The sequence below is a fragment of the Agrobacterium sp. B1(2019) genome (assembly GCF_008274755.1).
Classification (GTDB): Bacteria; Pseudomonadota; Alphaproteobacteria; order Rhizobiales; family Rhizobiaceae; genus Agrobacterium; species Agrobacterium salinitolerans.
In genome coordinates this window covers 1,651,796-1,672,644 of record NZ_VTPB01000001.1, presented here as the reverse complement: position 1 = coordinate 1,672,644, position 20,849 = coordinate 1,651,796, and the positions used below count along the sequence as shown (strand labels likewise).

Here is a 20,849-nt window from a genome sequence, read left to right as displayed (position 1 = left end):
TGGAATTGGGTCTTATGCAACCAATCCAACAAAACCATCAGGGGGAACAGATGATTTTAACGCGCAGGTTGTTGTCCAGAACGCTGACCATTGCCGCCATCGGTGTAACCGCCGGCTTTTCGTTGCCGGCGGTTGAGGCACGGGCCGAAACGCCGGTGAAATTCACGCTCGACTGGAAGTTCGAAGGCCCCGCCGCCGGTTTCCTGCTGGCGCTTGACAAGGGTTACTTCAAGGCTGAAGGCCTCGATGTCACCATCGATAGCGGCAACGGCTCGGTGGAAGCCATCCCGCGTGTTGCAACCGGCGCCTACCAGATGGGTTTCGGTGACATCAACTCGGTGATGAAGTTCCTCGATGAGGATCCGAGCCAGAAGATCAAGGCCGTATATATGGTCTATGAGCGCCCGACATTCGCCGTCGTTGGCCGCAAGTCGCTCGGTGTCACCGGTGATCCGAAGTCGCTGGAAGGCAAGAAGCTCGGCGCGCCGGCGCCGGATGGCGCCTTTGCGCAATGGCCGGCCTTCAAGCAGGTGGCGGGCCTCGATGACAGCAAGATCAAGATCGAATCGATCGGTTTCCCGGTGCGTGAACCGATGCTCGCCAAGGGCGACGTCGATGCCGTTTTCGGCTTTGCCTTTTCGGTGATCCTTAATCTCAAGAAACAGGGCATCGCCGATGACGATATCTCGACCATCCTGATGGCCGAGCACGGCTTGAATCTCTATGGCAATGCGGTGCTGGTAAACACTGATTTCGCTGAGAAAAACCCTGAAGCGGTGAAGGGGTTCCTGAAGGCGCTGGCCAAGGGCTTCGCCGATTCCGTCAAGAACCCGGAAGAGGGCGTGGCGGCCGTGCTCAAGCGCAACGAGACGCTGGACAGCGCCATCGAGCTGGAGCGTCTCAACATGGCCAACAGCATGAACATCAAGACGCCCTATGTGGTGGAAAACGGCATGGGCGGTGTCGATCCGGCCCGGCTTGCCGCCTCACTGGAAACGCTCAAGGTGTCCATGGGCCTGAAGGGCAACGTCAAGGCGGAGCAGGTCTTCGACGCGACCTACCTGCCGGCCAAGGAAGAGCGCATGCTTCCCTGATGGGCGGAGTTAGCGGGTGCGGCATGCTTCTTCTCCCCGCCGGGGAGAAGTCCGCGGCAGCGGGATGAGGGGGCAAGCTCTCCGAATTCCGGCAATGTCGCCCCCTCATCCGACCCTTCGTGCCACCTTCTCCCCGGTGGGGAGAAGAAACAAGCTGCAACGCTGCGGGGTTCAAAAGCCCGATCAGCAACTGAAAACGGAACTGCGATGTCACATCTCGTGGAAATAGACAGTGTCGACATGCGCTACGGCGGTGCCGCCGGAACGCTGGCCGTCGCCGGCCTAAACCTGACGGTCGACAAGGGTGAATTCGCGGCTGTGGTCGGCCCGTCCGGCTGCGGCAAGTCCACGCTGATGAAGCTGGTGACGGGGCTGCATATTCCGCAAAAGGGTAATGTCATCGTTGCCGGGCGGCAGGTCACGGAGCCGGTTTCCATCGTCGGCATGGCGTTTCAGAACCCGACGATGCTGCCCTGGCGCACGACGCTTGAGAACATCCTGCTGCCTCTGGAGATCGTCGAAAAACATCGCCGTCGCCTTCGCGCCCATAAGGCAGACTATGTCGCGAAAGCCGAGCGCCTGCTGGAAATCGTCGGGCTGAAGGGCTTTGGCTCCAAATATCCGTGGCAGCTTTCCGGCGGCATGCAGCAGCGCGCCAATCTTTGCCGGGCCTTGATCCATGAGCCGGAACTGTTGATGCTGGACGAGCCATTCGGCGCGCTCGATGCCTTTACCCGCGAGGAGTTGTGGTGCGTCATCCGCGACCTGCACGCCGCCCAGCGCGTCACCATCATTCTCGTAACCCATGATCTGCGCGAGGCGACATTTCTGGCCGACAAGATTTTCGTGATGAGCGCGAGGCCGGGCAGGGTGCTCGCCGAACACCGCGTGCCGTTTGCCCGCCCGCGACAGCTTGATATCATGTATGACAAGGGTTTCAACGACATGGTGCAGGAATTGCATGGCGAAATCGCGCAGGCGAGGGTGGCGGCATGAGCGCGATCATGGAAACCACCGTCACGACTGAGGCGCGCAAACCGCTGATTGCCCGCGTCAACTGGGTGAAAGCCGCCCCATGGCTTTATACGCTGGCGCTTTTCGTGTTGTGGGAACTGCTTGTCTACGCGCTGAAAATGCCGCCCACCATCCTGCCGTCGCCGGTCAGGGTCGGGCAGGCCATCGTGCAATATTGGTCGCCGATCTGGAAAAACTCGCTGCAGACGCTTTACACCACGACGCTGGGCTTCGCCATTGCCGTTGCCGCCGGCCTCGCCATCGGCCTGTTCATCGGCTGGTCGAAAACCATCTATGCCGGGCTTTATCCGCTGATGATCGGCTTCAACGCCATTCCGAAGGTGGCGCTGGTGCCCATCCTCGTCATCTGGTTCGGCATCGGCACGGTTCCCGCCGTTCTAACCGCCTTCCTGATTTCCTTCTTTCCCATCGTCGTCAATGTCGCCACCGGCCTTGCCACCATTGAGCCGGAAACCGAAGACGTGCTGCGGGCGCTCGGTGCCAAGAAGATGGACATCATGCTGAAGGTCGGTATTCCGCGCTCCATGCCCTATTTCTTCGGCTCGCTCAAAATCGCCATCACGCTCGCCTTCGTGGGCTCGGTCGTGTCGGAGACCGTCGCCTCCAATTATGGTCTCGGCAATATGATGAGTTCGGCGCAGAGCCAGTTCAATGTGCCGCTGGTCTTTGCCGGTCTGCTGATGCTCGCGGTGGAAGGTATTGCCATGTATGCGGTCATGGCCTGGCTGGAGAGGCGCATGACTGGCTGGGCGCATCGCTCCACCATGGGGCAATAAGGAATGCAGCACGGGCATGAAGAATATGCCCGTGCCGGAATGTCGTGCGAAGTTAATGCGCCGCCATTTCTTCCACGATATCCGCGCCGTCCATCATGAACGGGTAATAGGTCGGCCAATTGGTCACTTCGTCCAGCAGCGCCTTGCGGTCGTTACCCCAGTAGAGATGGTAGTGGCCGGCTTTGACCGGGGCGATGGAATGGTCGCTGAACTGGATGAATTGCGGTGCGGCCTCATCGCCGCCGGTTTTCTTGAAGATGTAGCGGACACCGCGATTGCCCTTCTTGTAGGTCAGGATTTCATGGCCGTCGCTGACATATGTGCCTTCAGCGGGCTTGCTGTCCTTGTAAAACGCCACGCTGTCGCTCTTGATGACGATGCGGTTCACATCGGTCTTGTAGCCGATCTCGTAATAGGCGCGGTATTCGGCGGCGGTCTTGTCGCCATGCGCCGCCTTTTCGGCCATGACGGAATCGAGCGAACCGTTCAGCAGATAGGGATAGACCGACTGCCAGTCGCCTTCCCAGTCGGAAAGCGCGCGTGATTTCACCTGGGCATCCTCGAAGTAACCCTTGTAGATCTGCTTTTCCGCCTCGGTCATCTGGTGGCCGTGATTGTGCCCATGGTCGTGGCTGTGGGCAGGGGATTTGTCGCCGCCGGCGGCCATCGCCGCGGTCGCCGCCAGCAGCAAGGAACCAAGTGCGACTGCGCCGGTGACGCGGGTGAGTGTCTTCTGCATTCGTTTCGGCCCTCTTATGTTCATAACGACAAGTTACGTAATAACATTACATTTTGATCTATAGAGGCCGCGTTCGAGGGATGCAAGTGGGCGTCCCGGCAAGGTGCAACGAAAAAGCGCGATGGCTTTGCAGCTGTCGCGCTTGAAAAGAGGGCGAGACGCAACGCCTTAGGCGGGTTGCGCGCTCATGTCCGCCTTGCGCTCGTCAAAGGCGAGTTTCATGGCCTTCGTCACGTCGCGGGTCGTTGTAAAGTAACTGTCGCTGCGCACCCAGTAGTGTAATTTCACCGTGGCGCTGTCCGCACTGACTGAATCGACAAAGGTCACGGGGGCTGGATCCAGCAGCACGGGGCTTTCGGATCGCGCCACCCGCATCAGCATATCCTGTGCGGCGGCGAGGTCCTCGTCGTTCTTGACCGTCAGGCTCACTTCATGACGGCGCGACGGAAAGCGGCTGTAATTGGTAATCGGCACATTCCACAGGGTCGAGTTGGGTGCAAGGCGATAAAGCCCGTCGCTCGTCTTGAGCTCGGTAGCGAACAGCCCGATCTCGATGATGGTTCCCTTGACAGTGGTCGTCTCGATATATTCGCCGACGCGGAAGGGACGCAGCACCACGAGCATGATGCCCGCGGCGATGTTCTGCAACGTGCCCTGCAACGCAAGGCCGATGGCAAGGCCGGCGGCGCCGAGAACTGCAAGAATGGACGCTGTTTGTACGCCGAACTGGCCGAGCACCATGACCAGAACCAGAATTAACACGACATAGCGGACCGCCCCGGCAAAAAAACCGGCTAGCGTCGCATCGAAGCCGCGAACGCGCGACAGACCCTGAAAAGCCCATCGTTGCAGGAATGTTGCGGCCAGCCAGCCGATGATCAGAAGAAGAAGCGCGCCAATGACCGAAAAGGAATATTGCACTGCCAGGGCGCTGGCCTGCCGAACGGCTGCCTGCGATGCGACGAAGATATCCGCTGCCTGCTGTTCCATGAATTGTCCCGTAATCTTTATTGCTGTTCAGCCTTGGTAACGAAGCGGTGGCCTGGGGGTTCCGCCAAAAATCGCGTTTCAGCCGCCAAGCGGCAGCACGAAAGGCACGTTGCCGTCGGTATCGGCACCCCTGCCGATCGCCTTTATCGCCCTGACAAGTCGCCCGTCGCGCCTCAGAAGCCGGTCGCCAATGGCGATGATACGGGTGTTGGGCGTGGCGTAAGGGGAAACCGCCCGCAATCGCCCGGCGAGTTCGTTCTCGTCCTGGTCCGGATAAAGGCTGAGGGCTGCGATGACGGCGGCGGCGGGTGAGCGCGAAACACCCATCCAGCAATGGATGAGCAGCGGCGCGGACTGGTCCCATTGCCGGGCGAAATCGATTAGCTTCAGCACATGCGCATCGTCCGGCGCGATGAGATCGGCGGTGCCCTTGAATGCAATGTCGTTCATGGCGAGCGTCAGGTGCCGGTCTGCGGCAATGACGGCAGGGCGGTGAAAGGACTGCTCTTTGGCGATCAGCGTCACCATTTCGCGGGCCTTGTGTTTGACGGCCATCTCCGCGATCCGCGACAGCGGCGATACGACAATGGCCGTCATGTCGCACTCCCCGTCTTGACCATACGCAGCTCTTCAATCGCCTCAAAACGCTCAATGAAAAGCTTTTGCGCTTCAGTCGAGGGCAGGGGCGTCATGTCGAACATGTCGCGGGTGATACCGCGCGGCAGGCCGAAGAACTTTTGCGCCTCGGTGGTGGAAAAACCGGCAAGTTCCGTCGCTTCGAAAAAGGCGGCGACCGTATCGGCCTTCTTGATGCGGTCCTTCAATTCGCGCGATGCATGCGGCGGCAGGCCGAAACGCAGATGCACGGCGGCTTCCAGCCGTTTTTCCACGGTCTTGTAACCGCCGCCAACGACGGATTTGAACGGCGAGATCATGTCGCCAATGACATATTCCGGCGCGTCATGCAGAAGCGCCATCTGCATCTCGTCAGGCGTGGCACCGGTGCACATGCGGCAAAAGATGGTCTCGACGATGAGGCAATGCTGGGCCACGGAAAAGGCATGGTCGCCGCGCGTCTGGCCGTTCCAGCGGGCGACACGGGCAAGGCCATGGGCGATATCGGCGATTTCCACATCGAGCGGCGAAGGATCGAGCAGATCGAGCCGTCGGCCGGACAGCATGCGCTGCCAGGCGCGCGGGCTTTTTGCAGGCGCCACTCTCAGTCCTCCGCCCGCGCTGCCGGATCGGCCGCCGGGAAGGAAAGGCCGCTCCAGGCGGGCAGAGCAACGGTTACGGGGACAGTCCCCGCCAGAAGCGGCGTGCCGGATGCGAGCGCATCGGCAATACGGTCGATCCGAACGATGGCAAGCGCCCTGTTGCCGCAAACGGTTCCCAGCGTGCCGACCGGTTTTCCATCGGCGGTCATCTCCGTCCCACTGCCGGCAAGTGCGTCTTCGGCCGAAACGGTGACGACGCGGCGTCTTGCCGTGCCGCGATGTTTCATGCGCGAGACGACCTCCTGACCGACGAAGCAGCCCTTCCTGAAGGAAACGCCGTCATTCACATCCATCAGCACGTCATGGGGAAAAGCATCCTGCAGCGCATAATCCCGGCCGGATTCGGCAATGCCATGCTCGATACGGAGCGCATCATAGGCTGCGATATCGCCGGATGCAGATGCGCCCGGTATACGGTAAAGATCGATGCCAGCCTTGCCCAAACGACCATCCCGGATGCCTGCCGCCGGCGCAGTCTCGTTCCAGAAAACGCTCACGCCTTCCACCGTCTCGGCTTTGAGGTCGACCGGAGCACGCAGCTTGTACATGGTCAGGCGGCGCAACAGCGCGTCCTGTTCGGCCGCGCCCGTTTCGATCAGATAATCGCCGCCATCGCGCCAGATCAGAAAATCGAACAGGATCTTGCCCTGCGGCGTCAGAAGGGCTGCGGCCCGTGCTTCGCCTTGCGGCAGGTTTTCAACATCTGCGGTGATGAGGTTGTTCAAAAATTCCTCGGCGCCGGTGCCGGAAACTCGGATCAGACGGTGGTCGGCAAGAAAGGCGGAAGGCATGGCGTCACCGTTCGGTTCGTCGAGACTATGCGGGTAGCAGGCAAGATGCAGATGCATTTGCCGGAATGCTCATTCCGCACAGTTAGGATTTTTGCAAAAGAACGGCAAGCGCTGCGACGCGATCAATCGCCGGCGGTGAAGAACTTCCACTTGCCGTCAGGCGAAATGCCGACGCGGTAGAAGCTGTAATTGCCAAATTCCTGCATGTCCGCCAGATCGCCCGCCGTGATGATTCGCAGAAGCTCCACCTTTTCCGGCGCAGTCAGCGTATTCAGCGGTTTTCCGGAAAAATAGGGGAAAACATAGGCTTCGTCCGGCGTGCCGGCGTCCACATGGGCATAACCGGTCGACAACAGGTCGATGATGATCGCCAGCACTTCCAGCCCGTCAGGATCGCCGGAATAAGTTTTCAGCGCCGCAATCGGGTCTTCGCCGTCATTGCCGTCGATGCGGAATTCTTTCTGGCCGGCGGCGATGAAGGGTCGCAGCTTTTCGATATCGCCGGAGGCCGCGGCATCGATGATCTGCTGGCGCAGCTTGCGCACGGGTTCCGGCGCCTTGGAAATGTCGTGCTCGATCACGACAGACATTTCAGGCGTGTTGTCGGACGTGGAGGATTGCTGGTTGGCCTTGCCGGCGGAACGGTCCACCAGAGGGTCGGGCAGCGGAATACCTTCCGAATCGCCTTCGATTTCGTCCGGCTCTGCGGGCTGGGCCTGCTGCGGCTCACCGCCATTCTCAGCCTTCGGCTCGCTTTCGGTGTTCTGTGCCGGTTTCAGCTCGGAAAGGGCAAAAGCGCGGCCTGGCATGCCAATCGGACCGGCGGTCAGGGCAAGCAGGATGGACAGCAGGGCGGAAGAGCGCAAAAGCCCCTTGCTCAGGCAAGACATGATAGACCCCGGCTTTACTGTATTACCCGCTGCGGCGAAAATTCGCCCTGAAGCATGCGCTGGCGCAGCGATTCCAGCATTGCTTCAGCGCCGGCCTCGCCATGGATACGGATGGTTTCGCGCATGGCCAGAGCGATGGCGGCATCGGCGATGATCTCCGGCTCGATGCCGTCGGCCATGCCGTCAGCCCATGCCTCGTTCTGGTGTTCCAGAGCGACCTGCATCTTTTCATGCACGATCATATCGTCGATTTCGTTACGGCTTGTCTGCATTTTTCATCCTCGACAGGGCGGGCAAGTCCTTACCACCCTGTTAACAACACTAGCAGCCTTTTATCAAAACGGCACGGGCTGCGGCGAAAAGAGGTTAATAAACCTTTAATTTCCGAACCTGGACGCGATTTCCTGCGCGAGTGTTGCCCCTTCGTTACGGTAGTTCTCTTCTGCCATGATGGCGGCGCGTGTGCAACTGGTGTGGATGGCCGCAAAGGAGCGGTATCCACGGTTGAATGCAGCCGTCATGCGCTGGCGTCGTTCGGGTTCGCTGGCCGTATCCGCAGCCAGAAGATCGCTCATCGATTTGCGCCAGTCCTCCGGTCCGGAAGAGGGGCACAGGGTTCTCAGATATTGCACCGCGCCCAGTATTTCCGAGAGCCGCGCGAGCTTGTCGTCATAAGGGGCGGGCTTGGGCGGCGCCGCTTCCACCGCCGGTGGCTGGGAAACGGTCTTTGAAGGCTGCGCATGTGCGGTGCCTCCCTGCCCGAGGGTCAGCATGGTCACAAAAAGGGACAGGAAAATGGTTGGCCGTATCAAAATTCTATTCTGCCCCACACATACGCGTGAACTGTTGGCTCGTGACCATCCGGCGGGCGGATCGGTCCTAGATAATAGCGATTCTGGCTGGCTGGCAATCATGCAAGCAGGCGTTCGGCGCATTCGACGACGCTTTCGGGCGCCGGCAGCAGGCGAATTTCCGCCAATGTGTACCAACCTGCATCCGCCGCATCGTCGCCGACAGTCACGAGGGGATCGGCATCGGTTTCCACGATGAAAACCGACAGGAAATAGTGGCTCGTCAGCACTCCTTCGGCGTCACGGGAGGGAAGATCGTATGTCGCGAAAAGCTGCGGCCTGCGCGCCACGATGCCGGTTTCCTCCTGCAATTCGCGCAGGGCCGTCTCGCCCGGTGTTTCGCCGTCTTCGCCGCGACCGCCCGGAAAGGCGAACATGTCCTTGGAGGGCGGGTTGATGCGGCGCACGAGAAGCAGCCGGTCGCCGTTCCTGACAATGGCGGAGGAGGCGGGGCGGGGCTTGATACGAAGGGTCATGAATGGTTTCGCTTGTTTCGGCCGTTGCCGGCCTGTCTATACTGGTATCATGGTTTGGAAAAATCGATTCCGGTTTCCTCGCCGATGTTTATAGTCCGGAACGGGCGCGGTTGTGCATGCTAAAGACGGTGGAATGAAGGTCTATCTTATTTATGTCCTGGCAGCCCTCGCCGAAATCGCTGGCTGTTTTTCCTTCTGGGCCTGGCTGAAACTCGGCAAGACCGGTTGGATATTGCTGCCCGGCATGGTGGCGCTGGCCGCTTTCGCGTGGCTTCTGACACTGGTGCCGACAGAGGCGGCGGGCAGAGCCTATGCCGCCTATGGCGGGATTTATATTGCCGCTTCGCTCTTCTGGCTCTGGGGCGTGGAAGGGCACGCGCCCGACAGGTGGGATATCGCCGGCGGCATCGTCTGCCTTGCCGGCACCGCCATCATTCTGTTTGGGCCAAGGGGTTGAGGAGAAGTCCATGTGCGGACGTTTCGTGCTGAAGGCGACGCCGGAAGAGATCGCCGATTATCTCGATCTGATCGGCCTCGAGGATTTTCCGGCCCGTTTCAACATAGCCCCAACCCAGCCCATATTGATTGTCATGGAGGGCGAGCGGCAGGAGCGTGGCAGCAACCTGCCGAACCGCCGCGCCGTCCTGGTACGCTGGGGGTTCCTGCCCGGATGGGTAAAGGACCCCAAGGATTTTCCGCTGCTTATCAACGCCCGTTCGGAAACGGCGATCGGCAAGGCCTCCTTCCGCGCCGCGATGCGCCATCGCCGCGTGCTGGTGCCTGCCACCGGCTTTTACGAATGGCGACGCCCGCCCAAGGAGGAGGGCGGCAAACCGCAGCCTTATTTCATCCGCCCGAAAAACGGCGGCATCGTCGCCTTTGCCGGCCTCATGGAAACCTGGTCTTCCGCGGATGGTTCGGAGGTCGATACCGGCGCAATCCTCACCACGGCCGCCAATGCCGCGATTGGCCGTATTCACGACCGTATGCCGGTGGTCATTGCGCCCGAGGATTTCAGTCGCTGGCTGGACTGCAAGACCCAGGAGCCGCGCGAGGTCGCCGATCTGATGCGGCCCGTTCAGGATGATTTTTTCGAGATGATTCCCGTTTCGGACAAGGTCAACAAGGTCGCCAATGTCGGCGCCGATCTCATCGAGCCGGTGCCGGAAAGCGCGCCGCTGGCAAAGATCAAACCGCCGAAGGACGAGGGGCAGATGTCGTTGTTTTGACGTCTTTGCGTGGCGTGAGAGGCTAGTTATTTGCCGCTGGACGTTGCCGCATATTTCTTCTCCCCGCCGGGGAGAAGGTGGCCCGAAGGGTCGGATGAGGGGGCAAGGTTGCCGGATTTCGGAGAGCTTACTCCCCTCATCCCGCTGCCGCGACCTTCTCCCCGGCGGGGAGAAGAACTAAGCGGCACGCGCTCGGTCCCACAAGAGACTATCTTGTGCAGAAAAGCTCAGCCGTTCAGCCCGATCTTTTGCAGGCCTTCCTGGATCATGATGTCGGAATAGACGCGGTTGCGGCCATTCGCCTTGGCGAGATAGAGCAACTGATCCGCCGCATTCAACTGGTTGTCGAAGGGTTCGCCCTTTTCGATCTCCACGACGCCGAGCGAAATCGTCAGCGCCAGGCTGCTGCCGCTGAGCTGCCGGCCGTTCTTTTCCACCTGTCCGCGCAGCTCTTCGCAGAACTGATAGGCCGCCCGTGCATCCAGTCCGCGCAGGAACACGGCAAATTCCTCGCCGCCGAGGCGCGCGGGAATATGGCGTTGTTCGTCGCACATGCCATGCAGCAGTTCGGCCAGCTTTTTCAGCGCCCTGTCGCCGGCATCGTGCCCCAGCGTGTCGTTGATCTTCTTGAAATGGTCGATGTCGAGAATGGCGACGGCGCCGCTCTCGTCATTGCCGTTGATGACATCCATCAGCGCCCGCGTGCGCTCGAAGAAGGAGCGACGATTGGGCAGGCCGGTGAGGTGATCTCGCTCTGCCAGCTCGCGCAGGCGTTTGAGCTGTTTCAACGTCTCGATATTGTTGTCGATGCGGCATTGCAATTCTTCCGGCACGAAGGGGCGGTAGACGAAATCCGACGCGCCGGCCTTGAGAAAACTTGCAGAAAGGAGACGATCCGTTGAAGAGGAGATGCCGATGACCCGCAAATCTTCGGAGGACCGGCTGTCGCGGATACGGCGTGTGAGCTCGTAGCCGTCCATGTCGGGCATATGATAATCGGTGATGACAAGCTGGATCGTCGGGTCTTGCGACAGTATCTCCAGCGCCTGCTTGCCCGAATGGGCCTCACTGACCCTGAAATTCTGCCGCTCCAGAATTTCCACCAGGCCGGAACGGGCTGTGCGCACATCATCAACGACGAGAACGGAGAAGAGCTTGTTGCTCAAAATCCGCTGGACCGTTCTGACGACCGCATCGACGGTTCGATGGCCGTCCTTGACGATATAGTCGATGATCTTCTTTTCGGCGTAGCGCTTGCGCGCCTCGTCATCCACCGTGGCGGTGAAAACGATCGCCGGCACCTTGCGCTCGGATAAAAGTGCGAGAATCTCGCCCTTCGGCGCATCGGGCAGGTTGAGGCCCGTCAGCGCCAGCGTGAAATCATGGGCCTGCATGAGGGTATCGGCCGCGGCCATGCTGTCGCAATGGACGACTTCGGCTTCCGTTTCCTCCGAAAGCCGCGTCTTCAGCAGCATGGAAAGAGCAACGGAATCTTCAATCAGAAGGATTTTATCCTGCATGGCCGTCCCAAGCCCCCCTGGCCTGTCTTCACAATCTTCCCTCAACGCCGAATATCCGCCATCCGCGTGTCTGCGGATTCGAGAGCCGGCTTATGCATTGTTGTGGAAAAAGTGCGGAATAGAAAAGTTCTTTTGTATTCACTAATCTATACGTCGGTGTTCGTATAGCCTTCTTATGGAAGGGAAGCCTTTTACTACACTTTCGTTGCAGCTTCGTTACAGAAGGCTGCCGATTTTGTGATTGATTGACGCTCTGCAGTATCGCAGCGGTGTCTAGAACAAAAAACGGCGCCCGGAAAAGGCGCCGCGTGATTGTCGATTTTTGATCGGAAATGTTCCGTTTTCTGGAAGGTTCGCAAAACCCGAAAAATCGAAAAAGCTAATATTTTCAGGCGGTTTTGGCAGCGGGCTTGCGCTTCAGCATCAGGGCTGCGGCCGCAACGGCCTTCAGCCCGAGCGGGCGGTAGTGGCTGTTGAGGTCGGGCTTCGCCGGCGGCTGCGCCTTCGTCTCGTTCGTCATTTCTCTCTCTCCACAATTCACGTCAATCGCCGTTGCGATGCGTGTGAGCCACTTCTTTCGCGGCCAATCTTGACGGATTCGAGGCGAAGAAAAACGAAGCCGGCTTTCCAGACTGCGACATTTTGCGTCACATCCTGCGCCGGCCTGTATGAGAAAAAATAAACCTGCGGTTTTAAATACCGCGGTCGAGGCCGTTGCCGCCATTGGCGTCGTCATGTGCGTCTTCCTCGATGGTCAGCGTGCCGTAGCGGCGGTGCCAGAGGCGGGCGCTGATGGGAATGAAGACGAGATAGGCGGCAACCGTCAGAACCAGCACTTCCCAGGTGAAGCTCATCAGCATTGCCACATAGAGCACGACGACGAGGATCATCGGCAGCACCAGATCGCGACGGATGCGGCTGGTGCCGGATTTTCCCGACCAGACCGGCAGGCGGCTGATGAGGAGATAACCGATCAGCACGGTATAGGCGGCGGCCACATAGGCGAAGGGCTTGTCCGGCTCGACGCCGAGGAAGCCGAGATAAACCGGCAGCAGCACCAGCATGGCGCCCATCGGGGCGGGAACGCCCACGAAGAACTCATTCTGCCAGGGTGCTTTCACCGGCCGCTCGATCATCACGTTGAAGCGCGCCAGACGCAGGCCGGCGGCGATGACATAGATGAGCGCGGCGATCCAGCCGATGGAGCGCGCCTGGTCGAGAAGGTAGGCATAGACCACCAGCGCAGGGGCGACACCGAAATTGACGATATCGGCCAGCGAATCCATCTGCTCGCCGAATTTGGAGGTCGCTTTCATCATGCGGGCGATGCGCCCGTCTATGCCGTCGAGGAAGGCGGCAAGCAGCACCATGCCGACGGCCAGCTCGAAGCGGCCCTCGATGGCGAGACGCACGCCGCTCAGGCCCGCACAGATGGCCAGAACGGTGATGAGATTGGGAACGACGAGGCGGAAGGGAATTTCCCTCAGCCGCGGTCCACGGCCGCTGTCGCTGCGGCTTTCGGGTTTGCCGTTCTGTTGCGGTTCGGCGATCGGCGTTTCCATGCGCATGCCCTTCCTGTTTCCGTCAGCCGCGGCGGCTGACGACCGGACCCTTGGCGGAGCCAATTTCGGCAAGCACGGTCTCACCGGCAATCGCCGTCTGGCCGACCGATACACGCGGCTCGAAACCTGCGGGAAGGAATATATCGAGGCGCGAGCCGAAACGGATAAGACCGAAACGTTCGCCGGCGTCGACTGGTTCATTCGGCTTAACCCAGCAGACGATGCGCCGCGCCACCATGCCGGCGATCTGCACCACGCCGACCTTGCCATGCGACGTCTCGATGACGAGGCCGTTGCGCTCATTATCTTCGGAAGCCTTGTCCACTTCGGCATTGAGGAAGAGGCCGGGACGGTAGGCGACATTGACGATGCGGCCGCGCACCGGCGAACGGTTCACATGGCAGTTGAACACGTTCATGAACACGGAGATGCGCACCAGCGGTTCCTTGCCGAGTTCCAGCTCCAGCGGCGGAACGACGCTCTGCACGGCGGAAACCTTGCCATCGGCCGGGCTGATGATGAGGTCGTCATCCTGCGGCGTCACGCGCTCGGGATCACGGAAGAAATAGGCGCACCAGGCCGTCAGCACGAGACCGACCCAGAACAGCGGTTCGGCGATCCAGCCGAGCACCAGCGATGCGACGAAGAAGGCCGCCACGAAGACATAACCTTCCTTATGGATCGGTACGATGGTGTTGCGAATGGTGTCGAACAGATTCATGAGATTCCTTGCTCCGGTTTCCGTCTGTCGCGTCTATATGTGGTCGTGATACGACACGATCCACACGGCAATGCGACAAATTTTGCCTAGCTGGTTACAGCCAAACGCCCCGCGCGGCAATGGCGGGGTTCGTCTGTCGGCCCTGTTACCCCAGCTATACCTCTCAATGCGCGGGTTCGCCGCGATCGATGACGCCCAGATCATCGGTTTCGCGGACCTGGCGCAACATTTCTTCAGCCCGGATCGCCTCGCGCTGGCGGCTCCACATCGAGGCGTAGAGGCCGTTCTGCCCCATCAACGAGCTGTGCGTGCCGCGTTCGGCGATCTGCCCGTCCTTCAGCACGATGATCTCGTCCGCGCCGATGACGGTGGAAAGGCGGTGGGCGATGACCAGCGTGGTGCGGTTCTTCGAGACGATGTCGAGCGCACTCTGGATTTCCTGTTCCGTATGGGTATCGAGCGCCGAGGTCGCCTCGTCGAGAATGAGGATCGGCGGCCCTTTGAGGATCGTGCGGGCAATCGCCACACGCTGTTTTTCCCCGCCGGAAAGCTTCAGGCCGCGTTCACCCACCATGGTGGCGTAACCCTCCGGCAGCTTGCCGATGAAGGCGCTGATCTGCGCCGCATCCGCTGCAGCCTTCAGTTCCTCGTCGGTGGCGGAGGGGCGGCCATAACGGATGTTATAGGCGAGCGTGTCGTTGAAAAGCACGGTATCCTGCGGCACCATGCCGATCACCGAGCGCAGGCTCTTCTGCGTCACATCGCGAATATCCTGCCCGTCAACGGTCACGGAGCCTTCCTGAATATCGTAGAAACGGTAAAGCAGCCGCGATATCGTCGATTTCCCCGCGCCCGAAGGGCCGACAATGGCCACCGTCTTGCCCGCCGGCACGTCGAAGGAAACCCCCTTCAGGATCGGTCTGTCGGCATCATAGGCGAAATGCACGTCGCGGAAGGAGATAGCGCCCGGTCCGGCTGCGAGCGGTTTTGCATCCGGCCTGTCGGTAACTTCGGCCTCTACTTCCAGAAGATCGAACATCTGTTCGATGTCGGTCAGGCCCTGGCGGATTTCGCGATAAACGAAGCCGATGAAATTCAGCGGCACCGAAAGCTGCAGCAGCAGCGCATTGACGAAAACGAAATCGCCGATGGTCTGTTCGCCGCGCTGCACGGCAAGCGCCGACATCACCATCATCACGGTGGAGCCGATACCGAAGATCACGCCCTGGCCGAAGTTCAGCCAGCCGAGCGATGTCCAGATGGAGATCGCCGATTTTTCGTAACGCTCCATGGCGACATCGAAACGCCGCGCCTCCATCTCTTCATTGCCGAAATATTTGACGGTCTCGAAATTTAGGAGCGAATCGATCGCCTTGGTGTTGGCGTCGGTGTCGCTGTCATTCATGGCGCGGCGGATGCCGATACGCCAGTTGCTGGCCCGCACGGTGAACCAGATATAGGCCCAGACCGTGATGACCGTGACGAGCACATAGGAAAAACCGTAGGAGGCCCAGAAGATGATCGCCGTCAGCAGGAATTCGATGAGGGTCGGCGCGGTGTTGAGAATGGTGAAGCGGACAATGGTTTCAATGCCCTTGGTGCCACGCTCGATGACACGCGACAACCCGCCGGTCTTGCGCTCCAGATGGAACCGCAATGAAAGCCGGTGCATGTGCACGAAGGTCCTGTAGGCGAGCTGACGCACGGCATGTTGGCCGACGCTTGCGAAGAGCGAATCGCGTAGCTGGTTGAGTCCCACCTGTATCAGCCGCGTCAGATTATAGGCGATCACCAGCGCGACGGCGCCGAGCAGGAAGACTGGAACAAGCCCGGCCATATCCAGCCGGCCGTTCAGCGCATCGGTCGCCCATTTGAAGAAATAGGGAACTGAGATCAGCACCAGCTTGGCGACGACCAGGTACACGGTGGCCCAGACCACCCGCATCTTCAGATCCCAACGCCCCTCCGGCCACATATAGGGCCAGAGATTGATCAGCGTCTGGATGGGATTGCTGGAATCCGCAGAAATGGTTTTTTTCTTCGTGGCCATCATTCGCTCCGGTGACTGCCGGAAGCCGACAGCAGGGCGGCGGCTTTGGTCAAGCCGCCGCGCGTGTCACAGATAGGGTTGTTGCGCGTTCACCGCAACGCTAGAAATGCTCAGGAGCCGCCCTTCAGTCGCTTGCGGTGGAGTTCCTCGGCATTCGGCAACGCCTCTTTCGGCACGCCGAAAATCTGGCCGGGCTCGATCAGGTCGGGGTTTTTGATCTGGTCTTCGTTGGCGAGGTAGATCGTCGTATAACGCACGCCCTGACCATAAACACGACGGGAAATCTGCCACAGCGTATCACCGCGTCGGATGATGACGCTGTTCTGGCTCTCTGCCAGCGGTGCCTGCTCGAAGGTCTGCGGACCGGCGGGCGCCTGTGGAGCGGGAGCGGCGGGCGCCGTGATGTGGAGCTCGGCAAGGCGGCTTGCCAGCGAGGCGATACCCTTGCCGATTGCCGCCACATCGTTAGGCCATGCTTCGACCGATGTCAGCAGCTGGCGCGCCTTGGCGGTGATGTCGCCGGCAAAAGCGGTGAAGGCCGGATCTGTCGCGGCGGCGGTGCGGAATTCCGAAAGCGACTTGAGGCCGATGACGACGGCGGAGCGGCCGGCAATGGCCTGATCGAGCGCCGGCGTGGCCTGATCCTTGTAGAGATTGGAAAGAATGCCGAAGGCCTTGGCGACATCGTCGCGCAGCTTTTCAAAAGTGGCGCGATCACTTGCCGTGCTCTGGTTTTCAGCCGGTGCCGCAGTCGTCGTGGCTGACGAGGGAGCGGACGGCGACTGCATGGCGACGGTTGCCTGGTCGGTCTGCGGCCGCTCGAAGGGAACGCGCACGCGCAGTTTCGCGGTGCCGTCGGCGTTCAGTTCCTCGACGGTGATGATATGGCTGCCGACGCTAAGCTCGATATCGCCTTCGACGACGAAATGACCGGAGGCTTCCGTTGTGGTCTTGCCGATTTCCCTGTCATCCACCAGCGCACGCACCGTCGAACCGGCGGGCGCGGAACCGGCGACGAAAATCTTGGATCCCTCGAACTCGACGGCAGTGACCTGAACGCTCGACGTCAGCGGGGCCGCGGCGGACGGAGCCGCAGTGCCGGCGGGCGGTGCGGAGGCGGTGTTGGCGCGGGTTTCGGATGTTGCCGCAGGCTGTTGCGAGGGCGCGGCTTGCGGCTGAAGCGCCGAAGGGGCCGCCTCCGGCATGGCCAGCACGCGGCTTGCCTTGCCGGGTTTGGAAACCATGGCCAGAAGCTCGCCCGTCTTGCCGTCAGGCACGGAAACCGTGGCGACTTCTTCGGATTGCGTCGCCTTGCCGTTGGCATCGGTCGAACGCAGCACCAGCTCGTGATCGCCCGGGGGCAGCGGATTGTCGAAAACGGCGGCAAAATCGCCGGCGCCGTTGATCGTCGTCTGGGCGACCACTTTGCCGTTGCTCAAGATTTCGAGCTTCGCACCGGGCTGTGCCTTGCCTGCAATCACGGCCGAACCGTCCGGCTCGACGCGCAGCACGTCGAAAGTCGGTGTGGCGGATGATGATTGCGCAGCATCGGCGGGTGCTGCGGCCGGTTTTGCCGGTTCCGGCGCACCATCATCGGTGCCGGCGAAGACGCCAGCCAGACGACGCACCTGGGCCGCCGCCGCCGCCGCATTGTCAGGCAGGCCGCGCAGGAACGCCGTGGTGCGCTCGGCGGCAGCGCGCGCCGTAGTGATGAGACGCGACGTCGTTTCGTCCAGCGACTCGGGAATTTCGATATTCGTCAGTTCCTTGAGCGAGGTCTCGACCTTCTTGCGCGCCGCTGCGAAATCGGCGTCGGAGGGAACCTTGCTGTCGGCGAAAAGCGTCGTCAGATCCTTGATCGACTGGGTGGCGGAAGCCGCCCGCCGCCCGACCTTGTCGGCGATGTTGGCGGTTTCCTCGGCCGCGTCGGACAGGATGTCGCCCGCCTTGTCGGCTCCCATTTCAACGCTGTTCTTCACGGCGTCGCCGGCCTCGTTGATGGCGTCGCCGATCGGTTTGCCGTCGTTTGAAATCCGCGGCAGGACGAAAAAGATCATGAGCAGGGACGCAATCCCCAGCACGACCAGCGCCAGCAAACCGGCTTTATTATTTTTCATCCTGGAATCTCCGGGTATTTCAAGCTTTTCACACAAGTTGAGATTGCTAGCGCCTTACCTTGCGCCAGACAAGCGGCGAGTGGCTAAAAGGCCATATTTGCAAGGGATTTCCCAAATTTTCTTGACGTGCCGCATCGCACATAGTTCCTTCCCTTCATGACGGACAAAAATACATCGATTCGATCCATCTGCGTTTATTGCGGCTCCCAGCCCGGACGTGATCCGGCTTATATGGAAGCAGGCCGCGCGCTTGGGAAATGCTTTGCCGAAAACGGCATTCGCCTCATTTATGGCGGCGGCACCAAGGGCATCATGGGCGCGGTTGCCAGCGGCGTTCTTTCCAATGGCGGCGAAGTAACCGGCATCATACCGGAATTTCTCGTCGATATGGAGGCGACGCGCCATTCTCTCGGACAATTGAACGAGCTTGTCATCACCAAGGACATGCACGAGCGCAAACATATGATGTTCGAGCGGTCCGATGCCTTCGTGACATTGCCGGGCGGTGTCGGCACGCTGGAGGAGATCGTCGAGATCATGACCTGGGCGCAGCTTGGCCGCCATTCCAAACCGATGGTCTTTGCCAATATCAACGGCTTCTGGAACCCGATGCTGGAGTTGGTGCAACACATGCGCGACCAGGGCTTCATTCACCGCGCGCATCTTCTCAACCCGCTCGTTATCGACGAGGTGAAGGACATCGTGCCCGCCATCATCGACCGGGCGCTGGCGCAGCAGAACCCGGAAGGCGACCCTTCGGTGATTTCCCGTCTCTAGCTCTGCCCTTTGTTAACGGCCGCCTGGGCGGCTCGTTACAATTTTAAATGTATATTAATACAGATTTAACGGCGGCATCTCTCCGCCCACTCTTTTCATGGCCCCGCGGCTTATCTTGTGCCAGCCTCAATAGGGCGTCGGCTGTCGCGGAATTCGTTTCGCCGCCATGAGAGTGGGTGTCATCGGGAAATGATTGCTTTTGTGGTGCGGCTCAAAAGCCGGGCGCATTTTATTATTCAGAGAAGTTCCGCGCAGGGCAGGGAGGCGCTCCTCGGTTCCGCAGCCCGCCGCAGGGTCGATGCGCGCATGAGGCTCGGCATCCTGATCGCCGCCTTCGCTGTCATCTATGCTGTGGTCGCCGCGCGCCTCGTCCAATATGGTCTTGCCGAACCGGTGGCGACCGCATGGATCAATACCGGCGCCAACGCCGTCGCCTCCCGGCCGGATATTGTCGATCGCAACGGCACGCTTCTGGCAACCGATCTCAACATGGTCTCGCTCTATGCGGATCCGCGCCGGATCGTCGATCCGGACGAGGTGGTGGAGAAACTCGCGACCGTCATTCCCAATCTCGACTGGCGTGAAACACACCGCCGGTTGCGCTCGGATACCGGCTTTCAATGGCTGCGACGCCAGCTGACGCCCCGGCAGCAGGCGGATATTCTCAACCTCGGCATACCGGGCATCGGCTTCCGGCCGGAAAAGCGAAGGTTTTATCCGGGCGGCCCCACCGCTTCGCATATTATCGGCCACGTCAATGTCGACAATCAGGGGCTTGCCGGCATGGAGCGTTACCTCGACCAGCAGGGGCTGGCCGATCTGCGCGCCGTGGGTCTTGTCAGCGGCGCGCCGCTGGAGCCGGTGCGGCTCTCCATCGATCTGAGGGTCCAGAACATCGTCCGCGACGTGGTCGTGAAGGCGAAAAGCGCCTATCAGGCCGAAGCCGCCGGTTCGGTGATCCTTGATGTGGAGACGGGCGAAGTGCTGGCCATGGCCTCGGTGCCTGACTACGATCCGAACGAACCGTCCCGCACCCTCGCCGATGGCAGCATCGACAGGGAGTATGAAAAGGGCTGGTTCAACCGGATGAGCAACGCCACCTTTGAGATGGGCTCCACATTCAAGAGCTTCACGCTCGCCATGGGCCTGGATGCCGGGGCGATCACGCTGGGTTCGGTGGTGGATGCGTCGCGGCCGATCCGCATGGGCGGCTTCACCATCAAGGATTTCAGGGGCAGGAACCGGCCGCTCTCCATTCCGGAAGTGTTTCAATATTCATCGAATATCGGCACGGCGGCGGTGGCCGACAAGGTCGGCGTCGAAGGTCATCAGCAGTTCCTGACGAAGCTCGGGCTTCTCACCCGGATGGACACGGAAATGCCAGGCGTTGCCACGCCCACCCAGCCGAGGAACTGGAAGAAGATCAATTCCGTCACCATCTCCTTCGGCCACGGCGTCGCCACCACCCCGTTGCAGACGGCGGTGGCCGCTGCCGCGCTGATCAATGGCGGCAACCTGATTTCGCCGACCTTCCTGCCGCGTTCGAAAGAAGCTGCCGCATCGCTGGCGCGCACCGTCATCGACGACAGGACGAGCGCCGATATGCGCTACCTGTTCAACTGGAACGGCATCAAGGGTTCCGGCCGTGGCGCGCAGGTGGAAGGATTTCATGTGGGCGGCAAGACTGGAACCGCCGACAAGGTGATCAATGGCCGTTACGCCAAGGATATCAATTTCAACGCCTTCGTGGCCGGTTTTCCCATGCACAAGCCGAAATATGTCGTGCTGACGATGATCGACGCCCCGAAGACCGGCGTGAACGGCGGGCGCACGGCGGCCTCCACCGCGGCCCCGATGACCCGCGAGATAATTACCCAGACGGCAGGCCTTCTCGGCGTCAAACCGCGTTTCGGTTACGACGCCAACCCGCAATTGCTGGTGGACTATTGACGCC

General features: G+C 60.5%; 22 protein-coding genes. 7 read left to right on the top strand and 15 right to left on the bottom strand.

Going from position 1 to position 20,849, the window contains the following annotated elements; translation table 11 throughout:
• Positions 1 to 50: 50 nt before the first annotated feature.
• The 3 genes from AGR1_RS08315 (at position 51) to AGR1_RS08305 (ending at position 2,905) form a co-directional block, all read left to right on the top strand.
• Positions 51 to 1,094, top strand: coding sequence for an ABC transporter substrate-binding protein (locus AGR1_RS08315; RefSeq protein ID WP_149146673.1), 1,044 nt, complete (start codon positions 51 to 53; stop codon positions 1,092 to 1,094).
• Between the two features lie 207 nt (positions 1,095 to 1,301).
• Positions 1,302 to 2,090, top strand: coding sequence for an ABC transporter ATP-binding protein (locus AGR1_RS08310; protein ID WP_162927388.1), 789 nt, complete (start codon positions 1,302 to 1,304; stop codon positions 2,088 to 2,090).
• Positions 2,087 to 2,905: an ABC transporter permease gene (locus AGR1_RS08305; RefSeq protein WP_080791032.1), complete on the top strand. Its 819-nt coding sequence runs from the start codon at positions 2,087 to 2,089 to the stop codon at positions 2,903 to 2,905. Before AGR1_RS08310 ends, AGR1_RS08305 begins: the two co-directional genes overlap by 4 nt.
• Positions 2,906 to 2,957: 52 nt before the next feature.
• Here AGR1_RS08305 and AGR1_RS08300 read toward each other — a convergent pair whose 3' ends face one another.
• From AGR1_RS08300 to AGR1_RS08260, 9 genes are all read right to left on the bottom strand, one after another.
• A complete protein-coding gene (locus AGR1_RS08300) occupies positions 2,958 to 3,644 on the bottom strand; it encodes a metal-binding protein ZinT (RefSeq protein WP_149146672.1) in 687 nt (228 codons plus the stop codon).
• Between the two features lie 168 nt (positions 3,645 to 3,812).
• The gene (locus AGR1_RS08295) at positions 3,813 to 4,634 is read right to left on the bottom strand and encodes a mechanosensitive ion channel family protein (RefSeq protein WP_149146671.1); all 822 of its coding nucleotides are present in this window, start codon (positions 4,632 to 4,634) and stop codon (positions 3,813 to 3,815) included.
• Positions 4,635 to 4,712: 78 nt separating this feature from the next.
• Positions 4,713 to 5,231: a tyrosine phosphatase family protein gene (locus AGR1_RS08290; RefSeq protein ID WP_080791029.1), complete on the bottom strand. Its 519-nt coding sequence runs from the start codon at positions 5,229 to 5,231 to the stop codon at positions 4,713 to 4,715.
• Positions 5,228 to 5,851 (bottom strand): HD family hydrolase, encoded by a 624-nt coding sequence (locus tag AGR1_RS08285; RefSeq protein ID WP_187772084.1) that lies wholly within the window; start codon positions 5,849 to 5,851, stop codon positions 5,228 to 5,230. Before AGR1_RS08285 ends, AGR1_RS08290 begins: the two co-directional genes overlap by 4 nt.
• Before the next feature lie 2 nt (positions 5,852 to 5,853).
• Positions 5,854 to 6,702: a folate-binding protein YgfZ gene (locus tag AGR1_RS08280; RefSeq protein ID WP_149147303.1), complete on the bottom strand. Its 849-nt coding sequence runs from the start codon at positions 6,700 to 6,702 to the stop codon at positions 5,854 to 5,856.
• 122 nt (positions 6,703 to 6,824) lie between these two features.
• Positions 6,825 to 7,592 carry a hypothetical protein gene (locus AGR1_RS08275; RefSeq protein ID WP_080791028.1) on the bottom strand — a complete coding sequence of 256 codons (768 nt, stop codon included), beginning with the start codon at positions 7,590 to 7,592 and terminating at the stop codon, positions 6,825 to 6,827.
• Between the two features lie 14 nt (positions 7,593 to 7,606).
• On the bottom strand, positions 7,607 to 7,864 hold the full coding sequence (locus tag AGR1_RS08270; protein WP_003501987.1) for a hypothetical protein: 258 nt from the start codon (positions 7,862 to 7,864) through the stop codon (positions 7,607 to 7,609).
• Between the two features lie 105 nt (positions 7,865 to 7,969).
• Positions 7,970 to 8,404: a TIGR02301 family protein gene (locus AGR1_RS08265; protein WP_149146670.1), complete on the bottom strand. Its 435-nt coding sequence runs from the start codon at positions 8,402 to 8,404 to the stop codon at positions 7,970 to 7,972.
• A 98-nt stretch (positions 8,405 to 8,502) separates the two neighbouring features.
• Entirely contained in the window at positions 8,503 to 8,919 is a 417-nt protein-coding gene (locus AGR1_RS08260; RefSeq protein ID WP_080791026.1) for an NUDIX hydrolase, read from the bottom strand.
• Positions 8,920 to 9,052: 133 nt separating this feature from the next.
• Here AGR1_RS08260 and AGR1_RS08255 point away from each other — a divergent pair, with 133 nt between their 5' ends.
• The gene (locus AGR1_RS08255; protein WP_149146669.1) at positions 9,053 to 9,376 is read left to right on the top strand and encodes a YnfA family protein; all 324 of its coding nucleotides are present in this window, start codon (positions 9,053 to 9,055) and stop codon (positions 9,374 to 9,376) included.
• Positions 9,377 to 9,386: 10 nt separating this feature from the next.
• Positions 9,387 to 10,148 carry an SOS response-associated peptidase gene (locus AGR1_RS08250; RefSeq protein WP_149146668.1) on the top strand — a complete coding sequence of 254 codons (762 nt, stop codon included), beginning with the start codon at positions 9,387 to 9,389 and terminating at the stop codon, positions 10,146 to 10,148.
• A gap of 227 nt (positions 10,149 to 10,375) precedes the next feature.
• On the opposite strand, the gene AGR1_RS08245 is transcribed toward AGR1_RS08250, so the two are convergent.
• The 6 genes from AGR1_RS08245 to AGR1_RS08225 form a co-directional block, all read right to left on the bottom strand.
• Positions 10,376 to 11,668, bottom strand: a complete 1,293-nt coding sequence (locus tag AGR1_RS08245) for a PleD family two-component system response regulator (RefSeq protein WP_149146667.1) — start codon at positions 11,666 to 11,668, stop codon at positions 10,376 to 10,378.
• A gap of 388 nt (positions 11,669 to 12,056) precedes the next feature.
• A complete protein-coding gene (locus AGR1_RS30095; RefSeq protein WP_281406427.1) occupies positions 12,057 to 12,188 on the bottom strand; it encodes a hypothetical protein in 132 nt (43 codons plus the stop codon).
• 172 nt (positions 12,189 to 12,360) lie between these two features.
• Positions 12,361 to 13,230 (bottom strand): CDP-diacylglycerol--serine O-phosphatidyltransferase, encoded by an 870-nt coding sequence (pssA, locus tag AGR1_RS08240; protein WP_077982591.1) that lies wholly within the window; start codon positions 13,228 to 13,230, stop codon positions 12,361 to 12,363.
• 22 nt (positions 13,231 to 13,252) lie between these two features.
• Positions 13,253 to 13,951 carry a phosphatidylserine decarboxylase gene (locus tag AGR1_RS08235; RefSeq protein ID WP_149146666.1) on the bottom strand — a complete coding sequence of 233 codons (699 nt, stop codon included), beginning with the start codon at positions 13,949 to 13,951 and terminating at the stop codon, positions 13,253 to 13,255.
• A 163-nt stretch (positions 13,952 to 14,114) separates the two neighbouring features.
• Positions 14,115 to 16,001, bottom strand: coding sequence for an ABC transporter ATP-binding protein/permease (locus AGR1_RS08230; RefSeq protein ID WP_149146665.1), 1,887 nt, complete (start codon positions 15,999 to 16,001; stop codon positions 14,115 to 14,117).
• 110 nt (positions 16,002 to 16,111) lie between these two features.
• Complete coding sequence (locus tag AGR1_RS08225) at positions 16,112 to 18,118, bottom strand: LysM peptidoglycan-binding domain-containing protein (RefSeq protein ID WP_137410034.1); 2,007 nt, start codon at positions 18,116 to 18,118, stop codon at positions 16,112 to 16,114.
• 156 nt (positions 18,119 to 18,274) lie between these two features.
• Here AGR1_RS08225 and AGR1_RS08220 point away from each other — a divergent pair, with 156 nt between their 5' ends.
• Positions 18,275 to 18,895: a TIGR00730 family Rossman fold protein gene (locus AGR1_RS08220; RefSeq protein ID WP_149146664.1), complete on the top strand. Its 621-nt coding sequence runs from the start codon at positions 18,275 to 18,277 to the stop codon at positions 18,893 to 18,895.
• 189 nt (positions 18,896 to 19,084) lie between these two features.
• Positions 19,085 to 20,845 (top strand): penicillin-binding protein 2, encoded by a 1,761-nt coding sequence (locus AGR1_RS08215; RefSeq protein WP_149146663.1) that lies wholly within the window; start codon positions 19,085 to 19,087, stop codon positions 20,843 to 20,845.
• Positions 20,846 to 20,849: the final 4 nt, after the last annotated feature.